The organism is Solibacillus daqui (assembly GCF_028747805.1).
Classification (GTDB): Bacteria; Bacillota; Bacilli; order Bacillales_A; family Planococcaceae; genus Solibacillus; species Solibacillus daqui.
This window is the reverse complement of sequence record NZ_CP114887.1, coordinates 2964737-2989720: the sequence shown is the minus strand read 5'-3', so window position 1 is coordinate 2989720 and position 24984 is coordinate 2964737. Positions and strand designations below refer to the sequence as shown.

Genomic DNA, 24984 nt, shown 5'->3' with positions numbered 1-24984 from the left:
TTTGAAGTTATTCTATAGTGTCGGTTGTGTCGTCAGGATTTTCACCAGAATCCGGTGTTTCCTCAGGGCTTGGGTTTTCTGGATTTTCCTCAGGTGTCGACGTATCTGGATTTTCTTCAGGAGCTGGTGGTTCTGGAACTTCGATAATTTCACCGACTTCATTAGAAATGGCCGATTCAAAGCCACTAATATCCACAGCTTTCACTACATAGCGTACGCCAGGTGAAACGTTCATTTGTAACCCATCAGAAGCTTTAATTGAACGAACAAACGATATACCGCCATCTGTAACACTATAAACGCGATAACCTACTACATCATTTGAAGCAGAGGCTGTCCAAGTTAAAGAACCATTTGCTAACTTAGCCCATACTGCTTCTGGAGCTTGGCTATCTGCATTAAACGTTGCTCCTGCAACAATCCCATTTCCTGAACTGGACGGCAGTAATTTGGCTGAATCGCCACCTAATTTGCCTAACATACGATCAATGAAGCTTTGGTTAAGTCCGAAGCCATTCATTTGTACGAATTCAGTAGGTGTTGTTGGTAAAGCTGCATATGTGCTTCCATTGATAACAACCGTTGTTGATGAAACGAAACTGTCATCTGGCTGTGTTGGTAAAAATACATTTCTATTAAATAAATCTGAACGAACTAGACCGGCATTTGCACAAGATGTGGATGGTGCTAATCCTGAAATACCGCAGAATGATTTGGTCACAACACCCTCAGGCTGCTTGAAGGTTTCTTTCGTCCCGATATATTCAGGGTTAATATCATAAAGCGCATTTAAATACTTGGCCCATAATCGGTTAACGCGATTACTTGGGTGCTGATAACGATTATTGAATGCATTGAGTGTGCGTGGTTTGTCATAGCCAAGCCATACACCGATTGAAATATTCGGGTTGTAACCGACTAACCACACGTCATTATGGTCTTGGGTTGTCCCTGTTTTTGCAGCGAAGTCAGATGAGAATTTTAGCTGGCTCTTACCTAATGTAGCTGTCCCGCCTTCTTTTAATACACCGCGAAGCATATCTGTCATCATGTAAGCTGTTTCTGGAGAAAATACTTGAACTGGCTCAGCTTTATGTTGGTAAATAATATTGCCATCTAAATCTTCAATGCGGTCAATCATATAAGCGTCAATAAATTGACCACCATTTGCAAATGTTGCGTAGGCATTTGTGTTTTCTTCAACAGTCGCTCCGTATGTTAAACCACCGATAGATGTTGAAAGATTGACAAAGTCACCTTTTGTTAACTTAGAGAAGCCCATTTTTTCTAAGAACGTTGCAGGGCGTCGATCTAAAATGGAATCATATAGACGTAATACTGCTAAGTTTTGAGAAGAAGCTACGGCTTGGCGAGCAGGAATAATACCTAGCTCTTGTTTTGGATTGTAGTTGACTGGTTCATAATTGTCATATGAACGCTTGAATTTGACATCGACAACCGGACTACCAGCACCAATAACGCCATATTCTAATGCAGGTGCATACGCTAACAGTGGTTTCATCGTCGAACCATTTGAGCGGTATGCCTTAGTAGCGTGGTTTAGCTGCTCTAGCTCATGATCACGCCCACCAACAAAGCTTAAAATTTTGCCGGTTTTGTTGTCAATGACGATACTACCTGTTTGTACAGGGACATCGACTTCAACTTCTTCACCAGTTTCAGGGTCTTTTTCTTTTTTCTTATATGTTTGACCGTACAGTGTGTAATCCTGTGTAACTTGTTGCATTGTGTCGTACATATCTTTATCAATTGTTGAATAAATACGGTAACCACCTGAACGTATTGTTCGGTCAGCCAAAATTGTATATTTATCTTTTAAGTTTGACTCTTCTTTTAAGCGAGTAGGGTCAATGCCGTCTTTTTCAGCAAGCATTGTCGCAAAAATTTCTTTCGCACGTTCTTCTAACTCAACAGTTAACCATGGATATTTATCTTCTGGACGTTCTTCGGGTTCTTTAAAATCTTTTTTAATATCATAGTTAATGGCTTCGTTGTATTCTTTTTCTGTAATATAGCCAACTTCTAACATACGGAATAATACCGTTTTCATACGGTCGATACCATGCTGCATTCCTTCAGCGCTTTTTATCTCACCCTTATTTGTAAAAGGTGTGTATTTAAATGGAGCTTGAGGAATTCCCGCAATGTAAGCCGATTGTGGTAAGTTTAGCTTAGAAGCACTAATTCCAAAAATACCTTGTGCGGCTGTTTCAATCCCCGCGATATTGCGACCGGATGAGTTACGTCCATATGGGATGATATTTAAATAAGCTTCTAAAATTTCTTCTTTTGACATGAAGTTTTCTAAGCGGTAGGCAAGTAAAATTTCCTTTGCTTTACGCTCATAAGATACTTCATTCGTTAGAATTTGGTTTTTAATTAATTGCTGTGTGAGTGTTGAACCACCTGTTTGCGTTGACGAATTTGTTACGTCTTGTAACAGACCACGAAGTACGGCTTTTGGTACAATACCAGGGTGCTCGCGGAAATATTCATCTTCTGTTGCAAGTACAGCATTAATTACGTTTGGGGATATATTTGCTAGTGATGTTTCACGTCGATCTAAATCTGTTCGGATTTTACCGATGTAAATATCATTTGCAAAGTAAATTTCACTTGTTTCTTCGTAGTTAAAAATTTGTTCACGCATTTCTTCTTTGGAACGTAACGGCTCATCCTTTACTAATGATGCAAAGTAACCAAAGCCAATCCCGCCGACTAAAATGACAACGGTCGTAATAAAAATAACTGCTAATAATGAAAGGTTCCAAAATACGTCACCTGTCATTCTTACATAACGCATTGGTTTTGAAGAAGCAAGGGTTTCGATTTTTTCATTTAATTGATCAAGCCATTTTTTTAATTGGTCAAGCCATTTTTTCACATCATCGCCCTCCTAAAATCTTGTTTATTATAGCATATTTGTTCTATAAACGAATATAATTATTGACATCATCCGAATTCTAAGTAGAATAGAGATTATAAATTTCAAGCATTGAAGAGTTTGCAGTAGTAAAAACGTTCCCTGATTTAGAGAGCTAGCGGTTGGTGAAAGCTAGTCATAACGCTTTTATGAATTACGTTCTTGGAGCTTGTACGCATCGTCAGCGATATAGACGCTTAAAGTGGAAGAAAGTTTTTTCTTCAAGCTGGGTGGTACCGCGTTAAATGACCATTTGACGTCCCTGCATGCAAGTTTGCGTGTAGGGGCGTTTTTTTATTTCCTTACAATGCAAATGTTAAAACATGTAAAAGGAGAGAATGACAATGACAAACGAATTATTACAAGATTTAGAATGGCGCGGCTTGTTATACCAACAAACTGACGCAGAAGGTATGGAAAAATTATTAAACGAGCAAAAGGTTTCGTTATACGTAGGGGTAGATCCTACAGCAGATTCAATGCATATTGGTCATATCGTACCATTACTGACATTACGTCGCTTCCAAAAAGCTGGCCATACACCAATTTTATTAGTTGGTGGTGCAACAGGTACTGTAGGTGATCCATCAGGTCGTTCAGAAGAGCGTCAATTACAAACAATGGAGCAAGTTGAGCAGAACGTACAAGGTCTTAAAAAGCAAATGGAACGTTTATTTGACTTCTCATCTGATAATGAAAATGGTGCGGTATTAGTTAACAACAATGACTGGGCAGGTCAAATGACGTTAATCGATTTCTTACGTGATTACGGGAAATTGATTAATGTAAATTACATTTTAAATAAAGATACTGTTGCTTCTCGTTTAGATTCGGGTATTTCATTTACTGAATTTGCATACACATTAATTCAAGGGATGGACTTCAATCACTTATACGACCACCACAATGTACGCATCCAAGTCGGTGGCTCTGACCAATGGGGGAACATCACAACTGGGTTAGAAATGATTCGTAAAACGCATGATGAAAACGCAAAAGCATTCGGTATTACAATTCCACTTGTAACAAAAGCAGATGGTACAAAATTTGGTAAAACTGCAGGTGGCGCAGTATGGTTAGATGGCAAGAAAACATCGCCATACGAGTTCTACCAATTCTGGATTAACACAGCCGATGCGGATGTTGTGAAATACTTAAAAATCTTCACATTCTTAAGCCGCGCGGAAATTGAAGCTTTAGCTGAAAGTGTTGAAGCAGAAGCACATTTACGTAAAGCACAAAAAACATTAGCTGCTGAAATGACCAAGCTAATTCATGGCGAAGAAGGATTAGCACAAGCTGAGCGTATTACAGCTGCATTATTCTCTGGTGATTTAAAAGCATTATCAGTAGATGAAATGAAAGTTGCATTTGCAGGTGTTCCTTCAGTAGAAGTGGCAAAAGAAGATAAAAACATCGTCGACTTAATCGTAGAAGCAGGCATCTCTTCATCGAAACGCCAAGCACGTGAAGATGTAACAAACGGTGCGATTAGTGTAAACGGTGAAAAAATTACAGATTTAGAATATGTAATCGACGGCAAAGACCGTTTAGAAGATGCATTCGCGATTATTCGTCGCGGTAAGAAAAAATACCATATGGTGAAATTCGCATAATTTTATTATAATATGAAAACACTTCAAGTCATTTGGGGTGTTTTTTTGTATTTTAGAGGGGATTTTTGAGAAAAAAGGGAAGTCCATATTAAAGAGAGGTGTCCGTTATGGATTTAGGTCAAATCATATTTCGTATTATGGGGCTAGTCGGTATTGGTATCGTGCTGGCAATGGGGACGATATTCTTGTTGTTAGTCGTATCATTAAATGGTGGATTCTATTACGTATCATTTATTATTGTTGTAGCGGTTGTTATTTTTATTGTTGCTACTTTGATGATGTTCCAGTTTTTTACGACGAAAAAAAGAAAGCAAGCTGTTGCAGTGTTAGCTGTCATCACGATACTTTTAGCTTTTATTACGCCGTTTAAGGAGATTTATAAAAATCAGATACCGACTGTTGATGCAGAGGTTGATATTTATCAATATATGCCATTTACAGAGGGGAATAATGTGACAAAGATTGACCATGAGGCGAGTATACAGCTACAGGAACCATTACCTATTATCGATGGTGCAACGGCATTTTATCCGCTTTATGCATCTTTTACAGAAGCAATTTACCCAAAGAAAGACTATCAACCTTATGAAAGCAAGGTAATGGTTAATAAAACACCAGCAGCCTATAAAAATTTAATAGATGGTCAAGTCGATTTAATTTTTGCTTTGGCCCCATCTGAGCAGCAAATTAATTATGCAAAAGTAATGGGTGTTGAGTTGAAATTAACGCCAATTGGCAAAGAGGCATTTGTATTCTTTGTAAATGCTAAAAATAATATTGATGGATTAACACTCGATCAAATTAAAGATGTTTATGCAGGAACCATTACGAATTGGTCAGAAGTAGGCGGTAAAGATGAAGACATTCGGGCATTCCAGCGACCACAAGACAGTGGCTCACAAACTGCTTTGCAAAATCTAATGGGTGACAAACCGATTATGGAAGCGCCAACGGAAAACATTGCACAAGGTATGGGTGGCATTATTGAAGAAGTGTCAAAATACCGTAATTACAAAAATGCAATTGGTTATACATTCCGTTATTATTCGAATGAAATGGTCAAAAATGATGAAATAAAATTGCTTGAAGTAGATGGTGTTGCGCCGACTGTTGAGATGATTCGCAGTGAAGCCTACCCGATAACGAATGAATTTTATATTGTCACAACGCAGAATAGTAATCCTCAAGTACAACAAATTATTGATTGGGTAACTTCAACGGAAGGGCAGCTGCTACTAGAAAAGGCGGGCTATGTTCCTATCACTTCTCCTACAACACCATAACTTTGTTGTTCATTAACTTTGAATCACTAGAAAGATATTAGTATAATAGATACTATACATTTTTTTAGGGGGTTCTATTTTTGAGTAATCTACCAAATACATTGGTTGATGATCGTCACGCGATTTTAAACATTGCTATAAAACCTCGTGATACGATTCGCTATGTATTAACTACAAAAAATCTTCCATACTTCATCTTTGTTGGGGTTGTTGGAATGTTTGCTAGCAATTTAATTAGCTTTGTCGGCTCGGAGTTTACAGGGAAATTTACACTTGGAGATATTGTTTACTCTACATTCATGTCGAGCTTTTTACTGTACTTCTTATCAACGTTATTATCAGCAGGGGTTTTGATGCTATCTGCAAAAGTGTTCGGTGGAGTAGGGAAGTTTAAAGAAATGTTCCGCATGATTAGTATGACAATGGTGCCGTACATTTGGATTTTACCGATTGTCTTATTTTGGATGCAGTTCGCACCACAGTCGTTTTTTAATATTCCATATATACTGCCGGGAATGGGCGATTATATTTTACAATTTATTTGTGGAACGCTGATCATCATTGCAAGTATTTGGACGTATGTCATTACAATTATCGGTATTTCGGAGGTACATAAAATTTCGAAATGGAAAGCGTTTTTTGCATCGCTATTTGTATTAATCTTATTAGTTATCTTGGCGCAGGCTGTGTTATTTTAACTTGCTTCTGCGGGGTCCAAACTCAGGCTAAGAACGCCGCGTCGTGCGGCAACTCTTGAGTGACCAACATCGTTTGGCCCAAGCTCTGCAGATGTAACAGATTTTTAGAGAAGTTTTTCGAGAGAACTCCAAAAAAATCTGGACAAGAGTTAGCCGAGGTGTAATTGAACAAAAAAGAAGGGCTAGTACAGAATTTATTTCTATACTAAGCCCTTTTAGCATTTATGTAGTTGTTTATGCGTTTGTTTTATACAATCAATGATATTTTCACGCTGCCATCCAGCTACACTCGAGGAGTTAATTACGATGTTTTACAATATACACAAAAAATAGCCATATATTTGAAGCCTGTTACCACTTTAAATGGTGGTAACGTGCTTTTTTGCGTTTAATCATAATTTTTCCAATAAAATTAAATTTTTTCTGTTTTAAAATAGAAACAAACGTTCTATAATAAAGTAATTAGGAACACATGTTCTTATTTATAAGAGAACGGAGTTGTTGGAAAGTGGGAGAATATCATTTATACGAAATTTTGCCTCGAAACAAAATCGTTTGTATGGACATGCACGCATTTTACGTAAGTTGCATAGCGTCGCTAGAAAATATCGATATTATGAATGTACCAATGGCTGTTGTAGGTAGTTTAAAACAATCCGGTTCGGTAGTCCTTTCAGCTAATCGCCCAATGAAGGAGCGCTTTAAAATAAAGACTGGTAACCGTTTATATGAGATCCCTAAACACCCAGATATAAAACTTTTTGAGCCCAAAATGGAATTTTTTATTCACATGTCAGTAGAAATAATAAAATTAGCAGCTACCTATGTCCCAATTGAATCGATACACGTTTATAGTATCGATGAATTTATGCTGAAATTAGATGATGTAACAAGTTTATATGGCGACGCAGAATCAATAACAAAATCCATACAAAACGCAATTTATCAGCAATTTAAAATACCTTGTTCAGCTGGTATGGGGGATAATATTTTGATGGCGAAATTGGCTCTAGACTTGGAAGGAAAAAAATCGGGCTTTGCTAAATGGACCTATGAGGATATACCGCACAAACTGTGGAAAGTAAGTCCCCTATCAGAAATGTGGGGAATAGGCAAACGAACCGAAAAACGTTTAAATGCTATGGGGATTTATACTGTTGGTGGGCTTGCTGAAGCTAATTTAGATGAACTCGAAAAGAAGTTTGGTGTTATGGGTAATCAATTATATTATCACGCATGGGGAATAGATTTAGCGCAAATTGGAGAGCAAGAAAATAGTAAAGATATAAAGCGTGGTCTGAGTTTTGGGAAGTCTCAAATGCTGATGCGTGACTATAATCATAAAAGAGAAATTTCTGTTGTTTTACTGGAAATGTGCGAGGATGTAGCAAAACGTGCACGAGAGAAGGGCTATTCAGCTAGAACAATTTCACTCGGTTTAGCACATAGTCGACACGCAATTATGTCTGATAATTTTTATCGCTCGCGTACAATTGAGGAGCCAACGAACGACACGCTTGTAATATATAATGTATGCAAGGAACTTTTAAATGAGTTTTATGGTGGTGAGCCAGCTCGCCAATTATCTGTGCGAATATCCAACGTTTCAAAAGAACGAGGTATGCAGCTTGATTTGTTTGACCAAGCGAAAGATAAACGTGCGCATTTAGCTCACACAATGGATAATTTACGGAATCGATTCGGTTCAACATCCATATTACGGGCAGTATCATTTACAAGTGCAGGTACTGCAAGGTCACGCCGACAGCTTGTTGCCGGGCATAAAAAATAGGGGGCGCTTCTATGATTAAAAATAGAGGTTTGGCTAAAAAATGGACTGGTATGATGATACCGGAGCACCTGCATCAAATAAAAGAGTGGCAAAATAGCGTAGGTAATGAGTACCCGAAAGAAAAAACGGATTGGGAATGGGACGAACTACAGCAGACCGTTGTAAAAGCATATCATCAAAAACAGCAAGTAGAATTGAATTTGTGGCGAGATAAATGGATTGTAGAAAAAGGGATTATAACGGCATTGCATTCTGGACATAATGAATTACTACTTGATACAGAATTTAGCGTTAAGCGCATTAAATACGGGGAAATAGAAAATGTTAGGGAGATTGAATAATGATTGCTCTCCAAGATCGTCAATTAGTGTATGAATTTCTAATGTTGGAATTAGCTATTCGGTCATTACAATATGATATAGATAATATGAAACATTTAAAATTTGCCGAGCTGTATTTTACCCAGCTAGACGGAGTACTGAAAAATTTACAAGTAGATTATCATTGGCGACGTAAAAAGTTGGTTGGAAAGAAAATACGATTTTACAAGTGGGTAAAGGTAGATGATTATTTTACAGACGCCATATTAGCCACTGATGGTGAAGATGTAGTAATTCGATTTTCTACCCATGTGCTAAAGCAAAACAGCCAATTATTGATAGAACAAAAAATGTTGCCAATAATCCATAAAGTATAAAACAACTCAATTCAGACCATGCTCGATTAGATATAAAATAAGCCTTCCACAGTTATAGATAGTGGCAGGCTTATTTATATCCATCTTAATTATTGAACTCGCCAGTAGCAATTAAATTCATTCCCCCGGCTAATCCCCCAATTATTTGAGTAGGTTTGATTAAATTTATAGATTATGTTGTTTATTTGGTGGATTGAGTTATTACGAGATTGAAATGGCATTCATGGCACATGTGCATTTTTTAGCCGAAGTGAAGGGCTATGACAAGGAGCAAGCCCTAGAAGAACCTTCTAAAAAGATAAAGACGGAAAGGGATTGCTAAGCAAGTGAAACAAAATGTGCAAAAACAACGAGGTTCATTTTCTTGAGTATTTAAGTCTATTTAGTTCCTTTGTTAAATATTGAACTTGTTTTTCTAATTCAGCTATTTTGATCGAGTTATTATCGTTGCTATTATTTGATTGTTGTGATTCCTCTAAGGCCATAATTGCTGCAATAGTAGCTAAACCATCACCTAATGTAGTAATTAATCCAGCAATTACAGCAAGTTTAGCAGCGTCATTATCTACACTTGATAAAAGTTCATTAATATTAAAATTCTCTTTTTTTTTACTCAAAATTCAACCTCCTAAAATAATCAGGATAAGGTGTTAATATTTGTTTATAAAAAATAAAAACCAAACAGCATGATTCTGTTCGTCAGAAGCGTTAGAACGAAACTGATTACTGATATAAGGCATATTAGATTCTCTAGATACCCGATGGTAAAAATCAACCGCTTCTTGTTCATCTTTAAATGCAGTTAAAATACCGCTTTTAAAATCATATGGTAAAGGCTCAGTTAATTGAGGTGAAGGTTGTTGGCCAGTGAGCCAGGTATACGTATAAGTAAAGCCCTGGTAATGTCGTATTTCATCATTCCTAATTTCTAAAATTCGATTTCTAACTTCTTCATTTGGAGCAAGTTGTGCCAAATGTTCATAAAATCGGATAGCATTGAATTCACCATTAATTGCATTATTAATGTCGAGAACTAACTTATCGTTTGAAGTTCCTTGTAAAGCGTGATACAAAAAGTCACGTCCTTTTTATTTATAATAGAAAATCACCTTATTAGGTATCTTATGGACTAAAGAGTAGAAAGGTGCCCTTATAAAGTCATTACCATTGAGGTTGTCGTACTCATCCAGCACCAACAAGACGATAGAAACACGTTATCAGAAATAGCGGAATTTGTTAAAGATGCGATTGTTAATGCTGAAATTATAAAATGACTTACTGAACAATTCGTCAATTACGCGTAGTAATATCCGCATAAAAAGACCTGAGCATCCACTCAAGTCAGCAAAATTATTTCGGATTGATTTGGTTTTGAACTTTCTTTGTGAGGTTTTCGAAAACTAGCTGGTAGGAATGAAGAATCAGATTTTCAATCAGATCATTGGATAAATCTGAATCAAAATAAATAGAGTTCCAGTGCGTCTTATTCATATAATAACCTGGAACAATGCCTTGAAAGGTTTCTCGTAACTCTTCAGCATGAGCAGGGGCGCATTTTAAAGTAATGATAGGCTTTCTTTCAGCGTCCCCACCCATCATTGCAAACATCTTTCCGCCAACATGATAACGATCCGCTTGCCAGTCTACTTGGTAATCATGTGTAGTTCCGGGTAGTGTGAGACAAAAAGATTGAAGTTTAGCTTTATCCATTTAACAGACTCCTTTTTATAATACGAACTTTGAAAACCCAAATTCGATTAGATTAATTATAATCAATAAATAATAAAATTTTCCAATATTATAGTGAATATGGCAATCTTAAATGTCGAAAAGAAAAGTCCTGTTTCTGAGTGAAAAAAGCCACAGCTTTGCAGAGCTGCGGCCTGGTAATTCTCTTTCGTATTATTCCAACAAGATTATTCTAGATAAAAGGGGGGGATTTTATGGCAGGGCAAGTTAAGTTAAATCGTTATCAATTAGACAAGGTGTTAAAGAAATATCGCAATAATATGTGTAAGTATAAGCGTATGAAAGATCAATTGGGCTCGTTTTCAGCTACGGCACATACTACAACATATGGAATTGAATTTCCCGCGTGTTGAGCCATTTCATCAAAGTAAAAACAAACAAGCTCGTATATACCTAATGCGACATGGATAATGGATCTTATCTATTTCCCGAGCAATTGGCGTGAGAGATGGCCAGATTATATTAAAGCTATGAACGAGTACCTAAGCGAAGGTAAAAATAAGCATGATGATGCGCTAGATGCAACAACAGGTATTGCCGAAAAGATTGATGGCGGTAACAGCGGAGCAAGAGAAGGTATTTGATGAACGGTCTCGCTACTGGATGGAACGCTTAGGATTGAATGCTAAGGACGTAAAAGGGCATAACGAGTTCCCAAACCAATCCACTAATTGCCCTGGAGATAATATGAACAATGTCCGTGCTAGATTAAATAAGCCTTTCACAACATCGTCTGTGGAGGACAAAGCGCGCGATCTAATTCGTAAAGCAGTAAAAGGTGGAGTATTTACATCACCGCATACTGATGTTGATAAGTACACAACAATTCAATTATTAGAGTACGCTCTTATTTATATTGAGCGTACACGTAAATAAATTTTAGCCCGTCATCACTCTTAAGTACAGTGGTGGCAGGATTTTTTGCATTTGCAGGGTAAGTACCAGACAAAACGGATTTACAATGATTTAGCCTACTTTTTTCAGCCAAATGTTGTAGAGTATTCTTCATCTTTTCTCTTTAAAATGAAAGTAGGGGGATGATTATGAAACAGTGGACAGAAACATTACACATAGCACAATTTCGCATCGCAAGACCAACAGATAAATTAGAACAAATAGAACGTTTTTATTGCGAAGGTCTTGGTCTAAAAAAACTCGGTGAATTTAAAGGGCATCGCGGATATACTGGCATAATGATTGGCTTACCAGATACATCGTATCATTTAGAATTTACAGAGCATATTCATGGAAGTCCATGCCCTGCACCGACAGATGACAATTTGCTCGTTTTTTATATGCCTAATACCACACAAATTCAAGCAATACAATCTCGACTCGCTAACATGGGCTATCCCGAAGTACCGCCAGAAAATCCATACTGGGAAGAAAAAGGTGTGACAATTGCAGATCCTGATGGTTGGCGTATTGTTTTAATGAACACGGAGGGTATTTAATAAATACCTAAAAAGTCACCAAGACATAGTTTACAGGGAGAGCGTGCCATTGCGTTAATTAAAAATGCAATGGCTACGAAGGTATTTCCATAGCCACATGATAATGTTGAAAATTACACAACAAGTCAATTATTAGAGTATGCACTCATTTATATTAAGCGTACTACTAAATAAATTTAAGCCGGTCACTCTGTAAAATTCAGTGGTGACTATATGAAAGGTTTTTTTTATGTATACATCTGCCCGATTTATATTAATATTTTCGGTCCCCCAGCGGTTCCCAAAAATTAATCGTAAATTATACTAAATTGAAAAGGGCATAGAAAATATGAAAACCCTTGGTATAACAGCGTTAAGCCGTTACCCCAAGGGTTAGAAAATCAACCGTTAAAAATTAACGAGAGTAGAACTCTACGATTAATTGTTCGCTGATTTCAGAAGATAATTCAGAGCGCTCTGGTAAACGTACAAAAGTACCTACTTTAGAGTCAGCATCGAATGATAAATATTCTGGTACAAAGCTGTTTACTTCGATTGATTCAGCAATTACTGATAAGTTAGCTGATTTCTCACGTAAAGAGATCGTTTGACCTGGTTTTACTGAGAATGATGGAATGTCAACGCGTTTACCGTCAACTAAAATGTGACCGTGGTTAACTAATTGACGAGATGCACGACGAGTGCGAGCTAAACCTAAACGGTAAACTAAGTTGTCTAAACGAGTTTCAAGTAAAATCATGAAGTTTTCGCCGTGTACACCTTGTAATTTACCAGCTTTATTGTATGTGTTTTTGAATTGACGTTCAGTCATTCCATACATGTGGCGTAATTTTTGTTTTTCAGTTAATTGTAGACCGTACTCTGATTTTTTACCGCGAGAGTTCGGGCCGTGTTGACCTGGTGCGTAAGGGCGTTTAGCGATTTCTTTACCTGTGCCGCTTAATGAAATACCAAGACGACGAGATAGTTTCCAAGATGGACCTGTATAACGAGACATAATTGTGTCTCCTCCTTTAAATTTGGTTTTTGTTGTAAAAGAAAAAACCAGTTGTACCCGATCTTAATAGGCATTTTATTTTCACGTATCTTCGCCCATGCAGCCGAAAGGGTTACGCAATACACCATTCTATATAAAAAGAAGGAATAAAATACACAAGTAAGTTATACAACTACTGCATTCATTTTACACAAAAACTATTGTAACTTTTTTTTTTTTGCACGTCAACCAATTATACTGTTGAAGCCGATATAGTGAATTTAGATTTATATAAGGTGGATAAACATAGTTAAAATTACATAGTTTTAATATTTGTAAATTAAACTAAAGTCTCGATTTATACGCAAAAAGGACATTTTAGTTTAATTGTTTAGAAAATTTTAACAAAAATAAATGGTCTAATAGGCATAACTAGTGTATAATATAAAGTAAGTAGAGGTAACGTAAATCGTAAGTGTGAAAGAAAAGGTGGTTAAATGACAGAATATCAACAATTGGTTGATCAATTTAAATCCGAAATCTTAAGTCTATGTATCGACTCTAAAGAAAACCTAAATAATTTTAATGATTATTTTAGTTTATTAGCTCATGGTTTAAACAAATACTTTACGATTCAAGACAGCTTTTTATTTCGGTTAAAAGGAAATTCGCTGAAACCAAACTATACAGATTATCAGTTTTTAAATGAACTTACATTAAACGATGTTCAACCATTATTAAAAAGTCACTACATAATTGAAATACCAAAAATAGTTCAAAAACAAAACTATTTACAAAATCATACACATATTATGCCACTAATTGTAGAGCAATCTATTTTAGGCTTGATTGTTTTTAAATGTGATGATGAAACAAAAGAAGCTTATTTAACACCTCAACTTGTGCAAGAAGTAACGAAGATATATCAATTTTTACTGGATAGCTATAATATGCAAGCAAATGAAGATAAATATCGCAAATTATATGCCATCACGGATTTATTCCATTCAACAATGGATATTGATGTCATTTTAGAAAATGTACTCGTAACAATAGAAGAAAATTTCGCAAATTTTGAAGTAGAGTTGATTTTATCAAATGACCAGGACCGTCAAACGCGTGTAAGTATTAAGCCGTTTGATTATTTGTCAGAGCGTCCATCAACGATAGAATCCTTTGTGTCTGGAGAAATGAAAGAAGAAAAAGCTTCTGATTTAGATTGCTGCTTACTGAATGCGCCAATTAAAGGTCGCCAAGCAATATACGGCATTTTACAAGTAAAGGCTCCGTTAAAGTATGTATTTTCAACTACTGAAAAAGAATTTATTCGTATGTTAGCGCATGCTTCAGGTAATGCACTAGAAAATGCGAAGTTATATCATCAATCACATCGCTTAGTAAGCGACTTACAACTGATTAATGAAACGTCCCATCGAATGAATATGAAGCTATCGATTAATGAAATGCTACTTTTTTTACAAAAACAATTATTGAAGTCATTTCAACCAAGAGAGATTGGTTTCTTCTTTAAAAATGAAAATCAATATAAATCAACCGAAGTTTGTACGGACTTTTTCCAACATGAGGTAGTCCAAATTTATATTGAGCATATAGAAAAACATTTCGAAGTAACACAAGATTCGTTATTTATCGCAGATTTTAGTCGTCTTATTGATGAGGACATTCCTTTCAAATCAATTATGGCCATTCCGATGATTGTTGAAGAAAAGATTAATGGGTTTAGTATTGTATTACATGATGAACCTTATTTCTTTTCGTTTGATAGTTTCAAACTAATGCAATCGTTAATTCACCATTCATCGCTTGCTATATCCAATTCGATTTTACGTGATCGTTTGCAAGAAATGGTAGACCGTGATCATTTAACAAAGCTGTACGCGCGCAGATTTTCGGATAATTATGTAGAACAATCAATTCAAAAAGATGATTCGGGGATGTTTTTACTAATTGATATTGATAATTTTAAAAAAATAAATGACTCTTTTGGTCATCAAGTTGGCGATGAAGTGATCGTGCAAATAAGCACACAGCTACAACAACAAATTGGTACGCGCGGTATTTGTTCAAGATGGGGTGGGGAAGAACTCGCCGTTTATATCCCGAATATTTTAAATAATGAAGCATTAAAAATAGCGCAATCCATTGTAGATATTGTTCCACATAAGACTAATCCATCTGTTACCGTTTCGGCAGGGCTTATTACTTGGAACCGCCATGCCCGTCCGGATTTCCAGGACATATTTTTGCAAGCAGATACTGCGTTATATAGCGCAAAACGTAATGGTAAAAATCGTTATTGCTTATTTGCAGATTCGATGCAATTACATCATTAAAAAAGCTCTCCACAGTAGTGGGGAGCTTTAACTGTTTTATACATACTTTAGTAGAACTGTCACAAATTTTTCTAAGCCTACTTGATCTTCTGAACTGAAACGAGCTTCTATTGGACTGTCGATATCTAACACACCAATCACTTCATCGTTTTTGATAATTGGAATAACGATTTCTGATTTTGATGCTGCGTCACAAGCGATATGACCAGGGAATGCGTGTACATCTTCAACAACGATAGTTTCTTTGTTGGCCACCGTTGTTCCGCAAACACCACGACCAACAGGAATTCGAACACATGCTGGTAAACCTTGGAATGGCCCGAGTACAAGTTCCCCTTCTTTCATAAAGTAAAAGCCGACCCAGTTAATGTCTGTTAAAAACTGATTTAGTAAAGCAGAAGCATTACTATAGTTGGCAATCATATCAGTTTCACCATGACAAAGTGCGTCTAATTGCTTTGAGAGTAAATGGTATTGCTCGGCGAGAGTGCCGTTGTAAGTTTTCTTTGCAAACATAAAAAAGCCTCCAAAATTAAAAAGTTAGTTTTTGTTGTAACGCATTATAATGCTGATGTAAATCTTTTGCCGTGTGTGCATCTGAACCGAAAACAATCGGTACACCAATTTGTTTAGCAAAAGCTGCATATTCATAATTTGGATAAGGTTCCTGACAATAGGTTTTACTTAATCCCGCACTATTGAAATCAAGTTCATAGCCATGTGTTTGCATTAACTGTAACACTGATTCGATTTGTGCCCGATCATTAATCGATTGGTTATGTGCAAGTTGGAATTTATGAATTAGTGTAGGATGCCCGATACGCTTTGGTTTGTAAGGCCCTAAATCGGCTATTATAGATTGCTTCACCGTCTCATAATAAAGGTCGTACATTGCTTCGATTCCACCAATTTGTTCACTAAATTGTAAATATACATCCTCAGAAAAATCAATGCATGTATAGTTTCCTGTATGTTGTAAAAAGTGTACTGAAAGAATGGCATCATCAAGCATTGGTCCTACTTCATTTAAAAAATTTCGAGTTGAATGTTCAAAACCTACAATATAATCAATTTCTAAACCGATATTGATAATAATGTGCTTTTTATAACGTTCTTTTAATTCTTGTAATTGTCCAAAATAAGCTGTGAGCAATTCGTGTTTCATGCCGCAATCCTTTTCAGGAGTAGGGTCGATAAACGAAATTGGCAATGGTGCGTGCTCGGTGAATGTAATTTCAGTAAAACCTTCATCTATTGCTTTAGTAATATACTTGTCCAATGAATCACCTGATCCATGTGGGCAAAAAGGCGTATGTATATGACCGTCTCGCTTTCTCATTAGCGTCCTCCTTTGAAAATAAGGGATTCTCGAAGTAAAAAACCTGTAAATAGTTAAACAAATTCCAAAAAACATGTTATGATTAGTAATACGTATATAGCTATTTTATTGATTTTTTTTTGGGATTAGGGGGCTTACAATGGAGTATATCATCATTGTTGTCGTCATACTATTAGCATTATTAACTGCCGGCTTAGTAGTACGACGCAAGCATAATGCAGAAATAGGACGATTAGACAAAGAAAAATTACAAATTCAACATTATCCGATTTTTGAAGAATTAGCAAAAGTGAAAGCACTAAATATGAATGGTCAAACAGAGGAACTATTCGAAAACTGGCGTAATCGATGGCTAGATGTTATGGATAAGCAAATTCCAAAAGTTGATGAAATGCTATTTGATGCAGAAGAGCATATTGACCGCTTTCAATTTAAAAAAGCATCTACTACTGAGCGTGAAATTGAACAACAGCTAACACAATGTGAACAAGTACGTGTACAAATTATCGCAGAGTTGGATGAATTAATCGGTAGTGAAGAAAAGAACCGCATTGAAATGGAACAACTAAAAGAATATTACCGCTCTGCGCGTAAAACAATTTTAGCTCATCAACATTCATTTGGCCCTGCATTAGAAGGGTTAGAAAAGCGTTTGGAACAGTTTTCACCTAGATTTGAAGAGTTTAATGAGTTAACAAAAGAAGGTAATTACTTACAAGCACGTGAAATTGTGTTGCAGCTAAATACCGAAGCACAGGAAATTTTCAATCTGCTAAATGAAGTACCAACATTATTAACAGAAATTCAAACAAAAATTCCAACGGCTATTCATGAATTACGAAATGGTCAACGTGAAATGGAAGAGCAAAACTATTACTTGCGCCATCTAGAGCTAACAGAATACTTAGATGCACTAGATAATGAACTAATTACATTAAAAACTGCGATTGCTGAGCTTAATTTACAAGCGGTATCACCTCGCATTCAAGAAATTAATGATGAAATTGATCATTTCTATGATTTACTGGAAAAAGAGGTTATGTCGCGTAAATATGTAGAGCGCAATTGTTCTAGTATGTTTAACACAATTACAGAAGTGATGCGCTTAACGAAAGACATCAATAACGAAGTCGAGTATGTGCAGCATAGCTATCGCTTGCAAGAAAAAGAGGCAGAAATCCCAAAAGTAGGTTTAAAACATTTAGAAGTATTGCAAAAGCGCTATGAAATTTTATCAATGCGTGTACAAGAAGAAAAATCAGCGTATTCTAGCTTACAACAAGAGCTAACAGAAATTACTGAGGAAATCGAACGTATTGCAGAAGAGCAAGAACGCTTCTCAAACCAATTAAAAAATCTACGTATCGATGAAAATAAAGCTCGCACGGATTTAGAGTTGTTAAAACGTACATTGCAAGATACAGAACGTCTGTTAAACCGTGCCAATATTCCAGGGATTCCAGAAGAAATGGATGCACGTTTAGAAGAAGCAGAAGAACGTATTTATGTCGTAATTCAAAGCTTACAAGAAGTGCCGTTAAATATAATTCAAGTAAATCAGCATTTACTAACAGCAAAACAATCGATTGAAGAAACACACGACAAAGCACAAGAAATGATTGAAAATGTCTTAATCATTGAGCGTTTAATTCAATATGGTAACCGTTACCGTGCAGGCAATCGTCAAGTACATGAAAGTTTACTAGATGCAGAGGATGCATTTAAAAACTTCCGCTATGTGAAAGCACTTGAAGATGCCGCAAAAGCAGTAGAAATGGTCGATCCAAACGCTATTAAAGGTATCGAAGAATTAGTGCAGGAGCAATTACTATCAAATTCATAAGCATAACGGTTACATGTTACGGATTTTAGCGGTATAATATATAAGCAAAAAGAACAAGGGGCAGTTCGGGAGGTTATTTCGGAACGAGCCCTTTTTCTTACGGAAACTAGTTCTAAAAAGAAGGTATGCAAACATGATCTATTTAGATAATAGTGCGACAACAAAGCCGCACAAAGAGGTACTATCAGCATTTATTCAAGTGAATGAACAATACTTTGCGAATCCGTCATCGATTCATAAAGCAGGTGTTGAGTCAAATGCATTACTTACAAAAGCACGCGAACAGCTTGCGCAACTTTTAAATACAGAAGAAAAAAATGTGCTCTTTACAGCAAGTGGTACAGAGTCAAATAACGCAGCGCTTTACGGTTTAGCAAAATCAAGTGACTTCCGTGGTAAGCACATCATTACAACAGAAATCGAGCATCCATCGATTTTAGAAGCAACAAAACGACTTGCATCAGAAGGTTACGAAATCGATTATTTAAAAGTCGACAAACAAGGTGTTATTTCATTAGACGAATTACGTGCAAAATTACGTAAAGATACAATTATCGTCAGCATTATGCACGTAAATAATGAAATGGGGGCCATTCAGCCAATTGAGCAGGCCGCTGAGTTGATTCATGAAACATGTCAAGCGATGCTACATGTTGATGCGATTCAAAGCTTTGGTAAATTGCCAATCCTATTTAATGGTGAAAAAGGGCCGGACTTAATTTCAATTTCCGGTCATAAAATTCATGCGTTAAAAGGAACAGGGGTGTTAGCATTCCGCAAAAAGCCACAAGTTAAGCCTTTTATCGTTGGTGGTGGGCAAGAGTTTGGTTTACGTAGCGGTACAGTAGCAGTACCTCAAGCCGTAGCAATGGCAAAAGCCGCACGTTTAGCAATTGAAGCAATGCCACAACACGTTGAAAACTATAAAAGATGGGCTAATGATTTACATGATTTCTTTGCTAGATTTGGTGAAGAAATATATGTATTATCATCTCGTAATGGTGCGCCACATATTATGAGTTTCAGTGTAAGAGGCTTAAAAGGTGAAGTGTTAATTAATGCGCTACAAAAACGTGATATTATTGTGTCAACGTCTAGTGCATGTTCATCAAAACAAACGAAAACAAGCCATGTTGTCGAAGCGTTAAATATGGATAGCCGTTTTAAAAACGGTGTACTACGTATTAGCTTTGGCGCAAATAATACAGATGCTGATATCGAAGCATTTAAAAAGCAATTTATAGCAGTGATGAAAGAGTTAAAAGGAGAATTTACATCATGATTTTTAAAGAAATTTTAATTCGCTACGGTGAATTATCGACGAAAGGTCGTAACAAAAAAGACTTCATTAGCCGTTTGCGTGACAATGTGCGTTATTCATTCCATGATATCGCGCCACTAAAAATTCGTGCTGAGCGCGATCGTATGTTTATCGAAATCGAAAACCAAGAAAAGTTCGATGTGTTAATGGAGCGTTTACCACATGTATTCGGTATCCAATCATTCAGTCCTGTTGCTTCTTGTGAAAAAGATTTAGATACAATGAAAGCTTTAGCTGGTGAAATTTTAGAAGATTATCGTGACCGCGAACTGGTAACATTTAAAGTTGAAGTGCACCGTACTGATAAAATGTTCCCGTTAAACACACATGAATTGCAGCGTGAAATGGGTGCGACACTGTTACCACAGTTCCCAAACTTTAAAGTACAAGTGAAAAATCCAGAAGTGGCATTACGTATTGAAGTGCGTGAAGATGCAATTTATATGATGGCACAAGTCATTCAAGGTGCTGGTGGTATGCCAATTGGTTCAAATGGTAAATCATTACTTATGCTATCTGGTGGAATCGATAGTCCAGTCGCTGGTTATTTAATGATGAAGCGTGGTGTACGTATTGACGCGATTCATTTCTTCAGTCCACCGTACACAAGTGATAATGCGTTACAAAAAGTGAAAGACTTAGCGAATGAATTAACAAAATTTGGTGCGCGTGTCCGTTTATTCGTAATTCCTTTTACTGAATTACAAGTAGCAGTTAAAGATGCTGTACCGGATAATATGTCCATGACGTCAACACGTCGTATGATGATGAAAGTAGCAGACCGTGTGCGAGAAGAAGTTGGTGCATTAGGAATTGTTACAGGTGAAAGCTTAGGACAAGTAGCTTCGCAAACATTAGAAAGCTTAACAGCAATTAATGATGTAACGAGCACACCTATTTTACGCCCACTGATCTCAGCAGATAAAAATGATATTATTAAAATTGCTGAAAAAATCGGTACGTATGAAACATCGATTCAGCCATATGAGGATTGCTGTACGATTTTTACGCCATCTAGCCCGAAAACAAAGCCAAAATTAGAAAAAGTTCAACATTTTGAAAGCTTCACGGAATTTGATGAATTAATCGAGCGTGCAGTGAAAAACCGCGAAGTATATAGCTTCCCGCAAAAAGAAGCAAAACAGGATCAATTTGCAGACTTACTATAATTTGTGAAAAGTTGTAGCGTATTTCCTATTAGAAGTAGGAATTACCTGTTTTCTAATGTGTATGAAAAATTTCATCCTGCGCATTCTAATTGCACAAGGAGGTGAGCAACACATGACAAACAACAACGGTAGCTCAAACAAATTACGAGTTCCTGGAGCACAACAAGCACTTGATCAAATGAAATACGAAATCGCACAAGAATTCGGAGTGCAACTTGGCCCAGACGCTTCATCACGCGCAAACGGTTCAGTTGGTGGCGAAATTACAAAACGCCTAGTTCAAATGGCTGAACAACAATTACGCGGAAAACAATAATAAGTAAAAAATAAAGGGAGTGCCTACATGTAGGCATTCCTTTTATTTTTGACGTTAATTAAATAATTTATTCGAAATTTTCGATGGGATTTTTTGAATTTATAGCGTTGTATTATTATACTAAAATGGAAAGTATCATTTTTTCAAACAAGGGGGAAGTTTGATGGTGAATTATGAACAATTATTAGCGCCACAAAAGTACAATATTGCGGATGAATTTGAAAAACACCGCAATAAATCGGAAAAAACAGCACTCATTATTCAAGAGGAAAACGGCGAACAAGCGCGGTATACATACGAAGCGCTCCTTGAAAAAGCAAACCAGGCAGCCAATGCCTTTATCGCTCAAGGCTTAACAAAAGGGGACGTTATTTTAATAATGTTGCCTCGTTGTTTAGAAGCGTATGTGTCATATATTGGTGCGTTAAAAGCGGGATTAGTTATTATACCTAGTTCGGAATTGCTTCGCGCAAAAGATATTGACTACCGTTTAATTCACTCAGATGCTAAGGCAGTTATTGTGCAAGAGCAGTTTGTAAAAGAATTTGAGCAAGTCAAAAACTTAGCGAACGTTAAGTGCTTTATTATTGGTGAAAAACATGAAGATTGGCTATCACTAATGGAGTTAGCAAATGAGCAGCCAACTGATTTTAATGCTGTTGCAACAAATGCTGATGACCTGGCATTTTTAGCTTATACTTCTGGCACAACTGGCAATCCAAAAGGAGTAATGCATACACACGGTTGGGGGTATGCGCATTTACGTACAACCGCGAGCGAGTGGCTTGGTGTGCAAGATGGGGATATCGTTTGGGCAACTGCTGCGCCAGGGTGGCAGAAATGGATTTGGAGTCCGTTTTTAGCGGTTCTTGGTAGCGGAGCAACGGGCTTTGTCTACAAAGGGAAGTTTGAAGCAAAATTATATTTAGAAATTATTGAACAACAAAAAATTAATGTACTATGCTGTACACCAACTGAATATCGGATGATGGCAAAACTTGATCAACTTGGCTCCTACAATTTAGCTTCATTACGAAGTGCGGTATCTGCAGGTGAGCCATTAAATCGTGAAGTTATAGAAACATTTATGCGTGAACATCGAATTATTGTACGTGATGGGTATGGTCAGACGGAAAATACATTATTAATTGGTACATTACTGAACACAGAATTACGTTCAGGTTCGATGGGGAAACCAACACCTGGTAACCGCATTGATTTAATCGATGAGTTTGGTGAAGTAGTCCCTACAGGTGAAGTGGGCGATATTGCCGTGCATAAATCGACACCGGCATTATTTAAAGGATATTACAAAGACCCTGAGCGCACAGCGATTCAATTCCGTGGCGATTGGTATGTAACGGGTGACCGAGCAACGAAGGATGAGGACGGTTATTTCTGGTTTGAAGGGCGTAATGACGATATTATTATTTCATCTGGCTACACAATCGGGCCATTTGAGGTAGAGGATGCATTAACGAAACACGCAGCTGTTCAAGAATGTGCGGTTGTAGCAAGTCCCGATGAAATCCGAGGGAATGTCGTAAAAGCATATATTGTTTTAAAGGATGCTAGTTTAAAAGAGAGTCCAACAATTATTGAAGAATTGCAAAACCATGTTAAGCAACTAACAGCTCCATATAAATATCCACGAATTATTGAGTTTTTAGATGAGCTACCAAAAACAATTTCCGGCAAAATTCGCCGCGTTGAACTACGCGTAAAAGCAACAAAATAACAGCTATTTCGATTTATTTCCTGGGTAATATTGAGGGTGGTTATTTTTCCACCCTCTTTTTTTGGGGCTAGTTTTGTAGAAAGTTGAAACTTTATGTAAAATACTTTCGTACAATAAATAAAGGAGGCTTTAAAAATGAATACAAAACGTGTAGTTGCGCTCATTATCGCAGCGGTATTATTATTCTTTTCTATCGGAATAAATACAATTATTACGATCTTTAAAACAGATTTTTTTACGAGCTTTGACGACATGCTTGGAAGTCAAAATTTAACGTATGAAAATGTGATTGAATCGGGTGACTTTTCAAATCGGATTGCCCATTTAACGGTAAGTGGTGTCATTCAAGATGTAGGAGAACCGAGTGTTTGGGAAACGGTTGAATATAATCATCAGGCTTTTATGGAACAGTTAGATGCTGTTTTAATGGATGATACAGTTAAAGCTGTATTGCTTTCTGTAAATTCTCCAGGTGGCGGTGTTATAGAATCAGCTGAAATCCATGAAAAGCTTGTTCAAATTAAAGAAGAAAAGCAAATACCAATTTATGTTTCAATGGGCTCAATGGCTGCCTCAGGTGGTTATTATATTTCAGCGCCAGCAGACAAAATTTTTGCACAACGTGAAACGATTACAGGTTCGATTGGTGTCATTATGCAATCACTTAACTATAGCAAGTTAGCAGAAAAAGTAGGAATTGAATATGAAACAATTAAATCTGGTGCGCATAAGGATATGTTCGGTGGCATTCGTCCATCTACAGCGGAGGAGAAAGCAATGCTACAAGAAATGATCGATGAATCGTATGAAGAATTTGTCGACATTATTGAACAAGGTCGTGGTATGTCAGAAGCGGATGTAAAGAAAGTTGCAGACGGACGAATTTTAGGCGGTACGCAAGCATTAAAAGCGGGATTAGTAGATGAAATTGGCAACGAAAATACAGCGTTAAGCGCATTACGAACAGAACAAGGATTAGAGGACGCAGAGTTATTTGAATATGCAACGGAATCAGATAACTGGGCTTCGTTACTAGGCGTTAAAATTGGTTCAATGTTTAGTCCTTCAGTGGAAACACAAGCAATTTCAAAAATTATTTCATCAACAAGCTCACCGCGTATGATGTATTTATATGGAGAACAATAGATTAGGAGGGGTTACGATGTCGGACATAATCGAAGAAGTAAATACGATTGATACGAAACCAGTCGTAGTAGAGCCTTCTCTTCAACTTAAAACAGGTGGCTTTTGGATGCGATTTTGGGCTTTTGTCATAGATTCGCTAGTTATTGCAGCGATTGTAGGAATTGCAGTAAAGCCATTATTCGCAGTGATGGATTGGAGCGTAACGGGTGAAATTTGGTACGCACCATATACGATTATATCGGGGATAATATTTTATGTGTACTTCGTATTGATGACGAAGTTCTTTAAACAAACTTTAGGCAAAATGGTATTTGGATTAAAAGTGCAAAAAGAGAATGGGGAGCCATTAGACTGGATGACAGTATTATTCCGTGAAGGGGTGGGACGCTTTATTAATGGGACGATGTTATATTTACCATATGTAATTGTCGCATTTGCACCAAACAATAAAAGCATCGCAGACTATTTTGCGGATACGATGGTAGTACATGAAAATATTTATGTGCAAAAGGTTTAACAAGTACAATGTGAGGGAATCATAAAGTATCG

25 protein-coding genes and 1 other annotated feature are annotated in these 24984 nt (G+C 36.8%); of the genes, 18 read left to right on the top strand and 7 right to left on the bottom strand.

The window, feature by feature from the left end:
- Positions 1–7: 7 nt before the first annotated feature.
- A complete protein-coding gene (locus O7776_RS14590) occupies positions 8–2824 on the bottom strand; it encodes a transglycosylase domain-containing protein (RefSeq protein ID WP_274310520.1) in 2817 nt (938 codons plus the stop codon).
- 183 nt (positions 2825–3007) lie between these two features.
- Positions 3008–3211 (top strand) — a binding site (T-box leader).
- 77 nt (positions 3212–3288) lie between these two features.
- Between O7776_RS14590 and tyrS the strand changes: the two genes are divergently transcribed.
- The 6 genes from tyrS (at position 3289) to O7776_RS14560 (ending at position 9030) form a co-directional block, all read left to right on the top strand.
- Entirely contained in the window at positions 3289–4560 is a 1272-nt protein-coding gene (gene tyrS, locus O7776_RS14585) for a tyrosine--tRNA ligase (RefSeq protein ID WP_274307745.1), read from the top strand.
- 107 nt (positions 4561–4667) lie between these two features.
- Positions 4668–5843, top strand: a complete 1176-nt coding sequence (locus O7776_RS14580; protein WP_274307744.1) for a PstS family phosphate ABC transporter substrate-binding protein — start codon at positions 4668–4670, stop codon at positions 5841–5843.
- 80 nt (positions 5844–5923) lie between these two features.
- Positions 5924–6541: a Yip1 family protein gene (locus O7776_RS14575; protein WP_274307743.1), complete on the top strand. Its 618-nt coding sequence runs from the start codon at positions 5924–5926 to the stop codon at positions 6539–6541.
- 559 nt (positions 6542–7100) lie between these two features.
- Positions 7101–8333: a Y-family DNA polymerase gene (locus O7776_RS14570; protein WP_274310519.1), complete on the top strand. Its 1233-nt coding sequence runs from the start codon at positions 7101–7103 to the stop codon at positions 8331–8333.
- A gap of 11 nt (positions 8334–8344) precedes the next feature.
- Positions 8345–8674, top strand: a complete 330-nt coding sequence (locus tag O7776_RS14565; protein WP_274307742.1) for a YolD-like family protein — start codon at positions 8345–8347, stop codon at positions 8672–8674.
- The gene (locus O7776_RS14560) at positions 8674–9030 is read left to right on the top strand and encodes a YhjD family protein (RefSeq protein WP_274307741.1); all 357 of its coding nucleotides are present in this window, start codon (positions 8674–8676) and stop codon (positions 9028–9030) included. The genes O7776_RS14565 and O7776_RS14560 overlap by 1 nt, the downstream gene beginning before the upstream one ends.
- Before the next feature lie 356 nt (positions 9031–9386).
- Here the strand turns inward: O7776_RS14560 and O7776_RS14555 are convergent, their stop codons facing one another.
- From O7776_RS14555 to O7776_RS14545, 3 genes are all read right to left on the bottom strand, one after another.
- The gene (locus O7776_RS14555; protein ID WP_274307740.1) at positions 9387–9647 is read right to left on the bottom strand and encodes a hypothetical protein; all 261 of its coding nucleotides are present in this window, start codon (positions 9645–9647) and stop codon (positions 9387–9389) included.
- A gap of 33 nt (positions 9648–9680) precedes the next feature.
- Positions 9681–10103, bottom strand: a complete 423-nt coding sequence (locus tag O7776_RS14550) for a ferritin-like domain-containing protein (RefSeq protein WP_274307739.1) — start codon at positions 10101–10103, stop codon at positions 9681–9683.
- A 277-nt stretch (positions 10104–10380) separates the two neighbouring features.
- Entirely contained in the window at positions 10381–10740 is a 360-nt protein-coding gene (locus O7776_RS14545; RefSeq protein WP_274307738.1) for an MmcQ/YjbR family DNA-binding protein, read from the bottom strand.
- A gap of 233 nt (positions 10741–10973) precedes the next feature.
- Here O7776_RS14545 and O7776_RS14540 point away from each other — a divergent pair, with 233 nt between their 5' ends.
- The 4 genes from O7776_RS14540 to O7776_RS14525 all read left to right on the top strand — a co-directional run bounded on the left by O7776_RS14540 (position 10974) and on the right by O7776_RS14525 (position 12233).
- Complete coding sequence (locus O7776_RS14540; protein WP_274307737.1) at positions 10974–11132, top strand: hypothetical protein; 159 nt, start codon at positions 10974–10976, stop codon at positions 11130–11132.
- A 57-nt stretch (positions 11133–11189) separates the two neighbouring features.
- Positions 11190–11363 (top strand): hypothetical protein, encoded by a 174-nt coding sequence (locus O7776_RS14535; RefSeq protein ID WP_274307736.1) that lies wholly within the window; start codon positions 11190–11192, stop codon positions 11361–11363.
- On the top strand, positions 11299–11655 hold the full coding sequence (locus tag O7776_RS14530; RefSeq protein WP_274307735.1) for a hypothetical protein: 357 nt from the start codon (positions 11299–11301) through the stop codon (positions 11653–11655). The genes O7776_RS14535 and O7776_RS14530 overlap by 65 nt, the downstream gene beginning before the upstream one ends.
- 167 nt (positions 11656–11822) lie before the next feature.
- Positions 11823–12233, top strand: coding sequence for a VOC family protein (locus tag O7776_RS14525; protein WP_274307734.1), 411 nt, complete (start codon positions 11823–11825; stop codon positions 12231–12233).
- Between the two features lie 394 nt (positions 12234–12627).
- Here O7776_RS14525 and rpsD read toward each other — a convergent pair whose 3' ends face one another.
- On the bottom strand, positions 12628–13230 hold the full coding sequence (rpsD, locus tag O7776_RS14520) for a 30S ribosomal protein S4 (protein WP_241369465.1): 603 nt from the start codon (positions 13228–13230) through the stop codon (positions 12628–12630).
- Between the two features lie 476 nt (positions 13231–13706).
- Between rpsD and O7776_RS14515 the strand changes: the two genes are divergently transcribed.
- Positions 13707–15563 (top strand): sensor domain-containing diguanylate cyclase, encoded by a 1857-nt coding sequence (locus O7776_RS14515; protein WP_274307733.1) that lies wholly within the window; start codon positions 13707–13709, stop codon positions 15561–15563.
- A 36-nt stretch (positions 15564–15599) separates the two neighbouring features.
- Here the strand turns inward: O7776_RS14515 and O7776_RS14510 are convergent, their stop codons facing one another.
- Complete coding sequence (locus O7776_RS14510) at positions 15600–16079, bottom strand: GAF domain-containing protein (protein WP_274307732.1); 480 nt, start codon at positions 16077–16079, stop codon at positions 15600–15602.
- Positions 16080–16095: 16 nt separating this feature from the next.
- Entirely contained in the window at positions 16096–16902 is an 807-nt protein-coding gene (hisJ, locus tag O7776_RS14505; protein ID WP_274307731.1) for a histidinol-phosphatase HisJ, read from the bottom strand.
- A 139-nt stretch (positions 16903–17041) separates the two neighbouring features.
- Here hisJ and ezrA point away from each other — a divergent pair, with 139 nt between their 5' ends.
- The 7 genes from ezrA (at position 17042) to O7776_RS14470 (ending at position 24952) form a co-directional block, all read left to right on the top strand.
- Positions 17042–18745 carry a septation ring formation regulator EzrA gene (gene ezrA, locus O7776_RS14500; protein WP_274307730.1) on the top strand — a complete coding sequence of 568 codons (1704 nt, stop codon included), beginning with the start codon at positions 17042–17044 and terminating at the stop codon, positions 18743–18745.
- 133 nt (positions 18746–18878) lie between these two features.
- A complete protein-coding gene (locus O7776_RS14495) occupies positions 18879–20027 on the top strand; it encodes a cysteine desulfurase family protein (protein ID WP_274307729.1) in 1149 nt (382 codons plus the stop codon).
- Positions 20024–21235 (top strand): tRNA uracil 4-sulfurtransferase ThiI, encoded by a 1212-nt coding sequence (gene thiI, locus O7776_RS14490; protein ID WP_274307728.1) that lies wholly within the window; start codon positions 20024–20026, stop codon positions 21233–21235. Before O7776_RS14495 ends, thiI begins: the two co-directional genes overlap by 4 nt.
- Before the next feature lie 112 nt (positions 21236–21347).
- Complete coding sequence (locus tag O7776_RS14485) at positions 21348–21551, top strand: alpha/beta-type small acid-soluble spore protein (RefSeq protein WP_274307727.1); 204 nt, start codon at positions 21348–21350, stop codon at positions 21549–21551.
- 166 nt (positions 21552–21717) lie between these two features.
- On the top strand, positions 21718–23289 hold the full coding sequence (gene mbcS / locus O7776_RS14480; RefSeq protein ID WP_274310518.1) for an acyl-CoA synthetase MbcS: 1572 nt from the start codon (positions 21718–21720) through the stop codon (positions 23287–23289).
- A gap of 135 nt (positions 23290–23424) precedes the next feature.
- Positions 23425–24435, top strand: coding sequence for a signal peptide peptidase SppA (gene sppA, locus O7776_RS14475; protein WP_274307726.1), 1011 nt, complete (start codon positions 23425–23427; stop codon positions 24433–24435).
- 16 nt (positions 24436–24451) lie between these two features.
- Positions 24452–24952 carry an RDD family protein gene (locus O7776_RS14470; protein ID WP_274307725.1) on the top strand — a complete coding sequence of 167 codons (501 nt, stop codon included), beginning with the start codon at positions 24452–24454 and terminating at the stop codon, positions 24950–24952.
- Positions 24953–24984 lie beyond the last annotated feature (32 nt).